The following is a 5,320-nucleotide window of genomic DNA, read 5'->3' on the forward strand; positions in this document are numbered from 1 at the left end:
TTTCCGATCTCCTCTCGGCCATGCAGGAAAAGGACCCAGGGCCGGATGAGCCTTGGCCAGTGATGATCATGCTCGACGAGTTCAATCGTTTGGGCAAGATGCCCATCGTGGTCGAGAGCATCGAGACCCTGCGCACGTATCGCGGCCATCTGGCCGTAGTTACGCAAACGATCCCCGCCCTCGATGAAATCTACGGCGAGAACACCCGCCGCGCCCTGCAGGGCAACGCGGGCGTGAAGCTCTACCTCACGCCGTCGGATGAAAAAACCGTCGAAGAGCTCAGCAAGGCTGTCGGCAAGACCACGAAAACCGTCATCACGCGCTCCCAGTCCATCGGCAAGAACCCCTTCGAAGGGCGCAGCCAATCTACACGGACTGAAGAGAGCTCTCTGCTGCCCGAAGATGAGGCGCGCCGCTTGCCGCTCGACGAGATCGTCATGGTGATCGATGCCCAGATGCCTGTCCGGGCGAAGCGGATCCAGTATTTTGACGACCGGCTGTTTAAGGCCATCCATGCGGCGCAGACAGGCGAGTTGCCATTTCCAGAGCCGGGGGGAGGGGGGCCGCAAGGCACGCTGCCGCTGAGCATGCGCGCCATGCCGATGACACCGCCACTGGACGGGTCTGGCGGATCCGAGGCCGACGTTGAGGCCGAACGCCAGGCTGCTGATGGCCAATCGTCAGGGAAAACTGATGTCGCTCCAAAGAAAACTTCGCCGGTCGTTCAAGCCGTTATCGCCGAGGAACAGCGACAGATTGAAATGGATTTTGGGGGGGAAGTGGCTGCTCTTGGTTCGGTGAAAGATGCGGATGTCGAGCAGGTACGAACGGCCGTACATGATTTGGGCGAGTTGGAGACAGCCCTAGCACAGGGGCTCTAACTTGATGGGTTGTCGCATCCAGAAGTTGATGCAGTAAGAGGTGGTCACCAGCCGCGTTCTAGAAGTCTGAGATTTCGCTCTCTATCAGGTTTGACCCTTTGCAAGGGTAACCTCCATATCTTGTTGCTCCTCCCTTATGTTGCTCCAGATAAAGTGTTACATCTCGAAAAGCCTGTTTTCGGGAATCGAGATGTGAATAAGAAAGTTACAACCAGCCAGCGAATTGGCGAAATCGGGGAGAAGGCGGCTAATCTTCAATTCTTGCGAATTGGGTTCCAATTCGATGGGCGTTCGCGGTTGGAAGCAGGGATAGACGGCATCGCTGAGGTGATGGACGATGATCAGCCGACTGCGAAGATGATTGCCGTTCAGGTCAAGGCTACTGAGCGTGGCAGCTATGTCGGCGAGACGAACGCCGGTTTCACCTATCGTGTCCGCGCTTCAGATTTCGACTATTGGCGTGGCTCCAACCTACCCGTCATCCTAGTTCTCTACAGGCAATTAGATGACACATTCTTCTGGAAGTCGCTCGAAAACCTCGTTGGCGAGGCCGAACGCACATTGCAGTTCGACAAGGAGCGCGACGTCTTGGACGGACGTGCGAAGGATCGCCTCGCTGCCCTGACCGTCGCCAAGCAAGGACACGGTTACTACGTCCCGCCACTTGGGGGAGGGGAGGACGCGATCATCAACATGGTGCCATTGCAGCTTCCTGAGGAAATCTTCGTCGCACAGACACAGCTCTCCACCCAGAAGGCGCTCGCCCGGATGAATAAGGTCCGGGAAGGCCAACGGTACGATTGGATGATCGATGAAACCTCGCTTTGGACATTCTGCGACCCGCTAACCACACCCGTTCGCGACCTAGTTGAGCGGGATCAGGTCGAACGGATCGAAACCGACTTTCTGGCACAACACGACGCCGTAGATCAGCAGCACAAATTTGCGGGCCTGTTGCGACATACTCTGGCGCATGACTTTCGGGATTTGCTTGGATGGGACCGAAAGAAAAAGCAGTTCTACTTCTTGCCGACACCTGGAGGCGTCGCGCGCAAGTTTCGCTATCTTGGTGCGAAGCAGAAGACACAGGCCGACGTTGTCAGCGTCTATCAGAAGTCGAAGGGGGAGGGGCCCATCGACTATGTGCGGCACCATTCATTCCATCCCCGGTTCGAGCGCTTGGCGGACCAATGGTACCTGATCATCAACCCATCCTACTACTTCACTTCGGATGGAGCGCGCGCGCTCAACTATCCGGATGCCTTGTTGTCCGGGAAGAAGCGCCTCGACACAAACAGCACCGTTCGAGGCCAGGTGATCATGTGGCATCGATTGCTGTCAGGTCTGGAATTTGAAGATGCCGGCGAACTGCTGGCACCCGACACCAAGACGGATCGTATCATCAAGTTTGGTGACCCGCCTTCCATCGAACTGCCGAAGAGTGTGCCCGAGGACGTGTGGGGCGCGAAGGCGCAAAAGTCGAGGAAGCCGTCCGGCTCGAATGAACAAGGCAGCTTCGACCTATGAGCGACTTCAAGACAAAGATCTTCCCGGAGCCTGAACTGGAATTTGGTGACCAACACCATCATCCTGATCCACGATTGGGGTTGCTACAGGCGGGCCCGTTGCAAACGAACCTGGGGGACACGATCAAAGTCGGCGTTGTTGGCAGCGCTCTGACCGTCGAAAAATCAGGCGAGTTTCTGAATGCGATCGAAGATGGGTTCGAGGGTAAGACCGAAAAGCACCCGAACCTGCACCCGGATTTCCCCGGGTTGAGAAACCAGAACCCCTATCGGTGCCGGTTTGAAATGGTGGCTGCCGAAGATGGAGTACTGACCAAAGGTCAGATCGAGAAGATTGCCAAGGAACCGAGCGATGCGCGTGCTGTGGAGATGGCCGTCGACGCAGTTATGGCGCAACTGGAAAAGCTGGAGGCGCATCATGAACGGCCGGACGTGGTCATGGTTTCTCTCCCTGTCAAGTTGATCGAACGGGTCTGGAGAAACGAGCGGGCGCGCGATGACGAAGTTATAGAGGACGAAGCGGCCGACGCGAAAGCTGGCAGAGAAACCTCTCCGAACTTCCGTGGCTTGCTCAAGGCCAGAGCGATGGACCTCAGATTCTCAATTCAGATTGTTTGGGAGGATGTCATCAACCCCGATGCCAAGATCCCTCGCAAAATCAAGGAGAACTCTGACCGCCAAACCCAAGACCGAGCTGACCTCGCATGGAACCTTATGACGACGCTCTACTATAAGGGCAGCGGCAAGGTGCCCTGGCGCAGATTGCCGGAAGAAGGCGAGTTCACCGCCTGTTACATTGGCATCAGCTTTTTCAAGGATGCCGAAACCGACGAGATATGGACCAGTGCTGCGCAAATGTTCGACGAGCGGGGCAGAGGGTTTATTCTTAGAGGCGGTCCTGCACAGTCAGAGTCGCGGGGTCGCCACCCGTTCCTCACTATCGATGAGGCTCACAAGCTTACCGAGAGCGCCTTGGCCGCCTACAAGTCGGTCCATAGAACGATGCCGGCACGCGTGATCGTCATGAAGACGTCGCGCTTTCGCGAGGACGAGGCCGAGGGTGTTGGCAAGGCGCTCGACGAGGCAGGTGTGGAACTGCGCGATCTCGTTTGGATTCATGAGAGCTATTCAGTCAAGGTGCTGCGCGACGGCGACTTCCCTGTCCTCCGCGGCACCTTCGTTGAACTGGACGGCAATGGGCTGCTCTATACCAACGGCAGCATTCCCTACTATGGGACCTATCCTGGCCTCTATGTCCCGAACCCCCTGTTGCTCTGTCCACACCCGCAAAGCGAGAGCACAATCGAACAGATTGCGAAGGAAGTTTTAAGCCTCACGAAGGTGAACTGGAACTCGACCCAGATGAACCAACGCTTGCCGATTCCGATCCGAGCAGCCCGTAAGGTTGGTGACGTATTGAAATACGTTCCCTCGGGGCAAAAGGTCAGCAGTGACTATCGGAAGTACATTTAGAGCCTCTTGGGCCTTCGGGAATTTGCAGAAAACCGATTTGAAAAAATAGAACGCTAGGGAATTCGGATGAAGATTGACACACTTTTTATACGGAACTTCCGATGCTTCGGCGCAGAGGCTGAAACTCTCAGGTTTGAGAACGGGGTTACGGCATTGGTTGGCGGAAACGGAGCCGGAAAAACGGCGGCGCTTCAGGCGTTAGCACGGCTTTTTGGTGTCTCAAGTGCAGAAAGACAGATCCAGACACGCGGTTTTCATCTTAGGCCTGACCAAACCGAGCTCGATCCTGGAGCGACGCTGTCGATCGAGTGTATCCCGTCCTTCCCAGAATTAGACGGTCTTGACGAGGCGGCGGCGGCCGACGCCGTGCCGGATTTTTTCAACCATATGGCAGCAACCGGCCCTGGAGAACCGCTTAAAGCGCGCATGCGCCTGCAGGCAGTCTGGACGGATGACGGAACGCCCGATGGTACGGTGGAAGAGGACATTCGCTGGATTGGTACGCTCGGTGATGATTACGATTGGGATGAGTGCCAAAGGGTCGCCGCTGTTGATCGTGGCACCATCCAACTTGTTTATGTGCCGGCGACCCGTAATCCGGCGGATCGTGTCACTGATTTGCTTAAGGGGCGTTTGTGGCGGGCTGCGAAATGGTCGGATCGCCTGTCCAAGACGACCGAGCGCGGAGCCAAGCTCATCCAGAAGCGTTTTGAGCGCGAAGCACCCGCAGAATTCATCGTCGAGCGGCTTACGAAGCGCTGGCGGCAGGTCCACGAAGCCGACACAGATACGACGCCAGTGCTCAGACTTGTGGAAAGTCGGCTCGAGGAACTGGTCAGGCGCGTCGAATTTGCATTCCATCCCGATGAGGCCGGTCGCGAGCGGGCGCTTGTCGACCTAAGCGACGGTCAACGCTCTCTGTTTCATATAGCTCTAACTGCGGCGACGCTTGAAACCGAAAAAGATGCTCTGCGACTGGCCGCTGCCGATAGCCCGTTCGATCAGGAAAAGCTGCGGCGTGCTCATCTTACGATTCTGGCCATCGAAGAACCGGAAAACAGCCTGTCGCCGTTCTTCCTCTCTCGCATTATGAACCAAGCGCGCGACATCGGAGCGCTCAGCTCGGCGCAAGTACTGATCTCTAGCCACAGCGCTAGCATTTTGAGCCGTATCAAGCCGGACGAGGTGCGCTACTTCCGGCTCGATACGACCAGCAGGGCCTCATCGGTGAAATCTTTGACGCTACCTGACGATGCGACCGAGGCGGGTAAGTATGTCCGGCTCGCCGTGCGGGCGTATCCGGAGCTCTACTTCGCGCGGTTCGTCATCCTCGGCGAGGGGGACTCCGAACGAATTGTGTTGCCTCTGCTCGCGGAGGCGATGGGCGTCCCTCTTGATCCTTCTTTCGTGCCTGTTGTGCCGCTCGGCGGTCGCCATGTC

General features: G+C 56.9%; 4 protein-coding genes. All 4 read left to right on the forward strand.

Annotation, left to right across the window (positions count from 1 at the left end):
* The coding region (locus ABJZ52_RS08275; protein ID WP_348487747.1) for a TraG/TraD/VirD4 family protein at positions 1-881 on the forward strand (881 nt) is incomplete at its 5' end.
* Positions 882-1,073: 192 nt separating this feature from the next.
* A complete protein-coding gene (locus tag ABJZ52_RS08280) occupies positions 1,074-2,408 on the forward strand; it encodes a DUF4365 domain-containing protein (protein WP_066010410.1) in 1,335 nt (444 codons plus the stop codon).
* The gene (locus ABJZ52_RS08285; protein WP_074637371.1) at positions 2,405-3,880 is read left to right on the forward strand and encodes a hypothetical protein; all 1,476 of its coding nucleotides are present in this window, start codon (positions 2,405-2,407) and stop codon (positions 3,878-3,880) included. Before ABJZ52_RS08280 ends, ABJZ52_RS08285 begins: the two co-directional genes overlap by 4 nt.
* 66 nt (positions 3,881-3,946) lie before the next feature.
* Positions 3,947-5,320: AAA family ATPase (locus ABJZ52_RS08290; RefSeq protein ID WP_348487748.1), on the forward strand; the 1,374-nt coding region annotated here is incomplete at its 3' end.

Source organism: Roseibium sp. (assembly GCF_039982295.1).
Taxonomy (GTDB): domain Bacteria; phylum Pseudomonadota; class Alphaproteobacteria; order Rhizobiales; family Stappiaceae; genus Roseibium.